This is a genomic window from Microcoleus pseudofavosus SVA1_A4, from assembly GCF_036700565.1.
In the GTDB taxonomy this organism is placed as follows: Bacteria; Cyanobacteriota; Cyanobacteriia; order Cyanobacteriales; family Microcoleaceae; genus Microcoleus.
Genome location: NZ_JAUBPE010000191.1, coordinates 1 through 1,239, shown reverse-complemented (window position 1 = coordinate 1,239; position 1,239 = coordinate 1). Strand labels below are relative to the sequence as shown.

At 36.1% G+C, this 1,239-nt stretch carries 1 protein-coding gene; it reads left to right on the top strand.

Annotation, left to right across the window (positions count from 1 at the left end; translation table 11 throughout):
* The first annotated feature begins 52 nt into the window (after positions 1-52).
* The gene (locus QUA02_RS33415; protein ID WP_333034021.1) at positions 53-1,207 is read left to right on the top strand and encodes an ISL3 family transposase; all 1,155 of its coding nucleotides are present in this window, start codon (positions 53-55) and stop codon (positions 1,205-1,207) included.
* Positions 1,208-1,239: the final 32 nt, after the last annotated feature.

Below are 1,239 nucleotides of genomic sequence, written 5' to 3'. Positions count from 1 at the left end.
CGGCTCTCCTGAGTTTATGGTGTAAAATGTACCTACTAATACATTTACCGTTATGAGCTTCCATCTAGACTATCTATTAGCCTTGCCTGGAGTCAGGGTTGAAACTTGTACTCAAGTTGAGGGAAAAATTTTCTTGGGACTGAGCATTTTATCAGAAGGAATTGTTTGTCATCATTGTAACAATCCTACCGAAAAACTGCATCAAAATCGACCAATTTTAGTAAGAGATTTGTCTGTTTTTGGTCGTCCTGTATATCTAAAAATCCCACGACGGCAGTTTTACTGTCCTATGTGTCAACGGTATCCCACAGAAAAATTAGATTTTTTGGACGTTAAAAGACGGCATACTCAACGATATGAACAAGATATTTATGAGCGTGTAAAACAATCGAGCATGGAGCAAATTGGACGAGAAGAAGGACTGAGTTATGACGAAATAAAAGGAATATTTGAGCAGGTAAACACCCTCAAAAAAAAACCGAATTGGCAACGGGTTAAACGAATTGGTCTCGACGAGATAAGTATGCGAAAAGGTCAAGGAAATTTTGTGACTGTTGTGAGTGACTTGGGCGAAGGTAATTTAATTGAGATGATTGATTCTCATCGCTGTGAAGAAATCATTGAAGTCCTTATAGAACAACCAATTGAAGTTCGTGAACAAGTTGAGGAAGTGAGTGTTGATATGTGGGGAGGATTCCCTAAAGTTATCAAAAAAGTATTCCCAAACGCCAAAGTTATTATCGATCGTTTTCATGTAATGAAAGTAGTTAACAAAGACTTAAATAAGTTACGTAGAGCAGCCGGAATAACAGACAGGCAAAGTAAATATTTATTATTAAGTAATCGAGTAAATTTGAATCCTCTTCAGATTGATAAATTAGAATTGGCACTAGGAAAATCCGAATGTTTGCGAATTGCGTATGAGATGAAAGAAAAATTTAGAGAAATATATGAGACTAATTTGACGGTCAAAGAAGGGCAGAACAAAATCAAAGAATGGCTAAATCATGCACAAGTATTTTTTAGAGAATCTGCATCAACAATTGAGAATCATTTTGAGGGTATTTGCAACTACTTTCTTCATCGCACCACAAGTGGAGTCATGGAAGGAATCAACAATCGGATTAAGTTGATAATGCGGCAAGGATATGGTTTTTCTAATTTTAATAATTTCAGGAATCGCGTATTAGCTTGCTTTTGTGATTAGATAAACTTATAACCATAAGTTCAGGAGAACCC

Coding starts and splice junctions, on each gene's coding strand:
- QUA02_RS33415 (WP_333034021.1), top strand. CDS start 53: ATGAGCTTCCATCTAGACTATCTATTAGCCTTGCCTGGAGTCAGGGTT.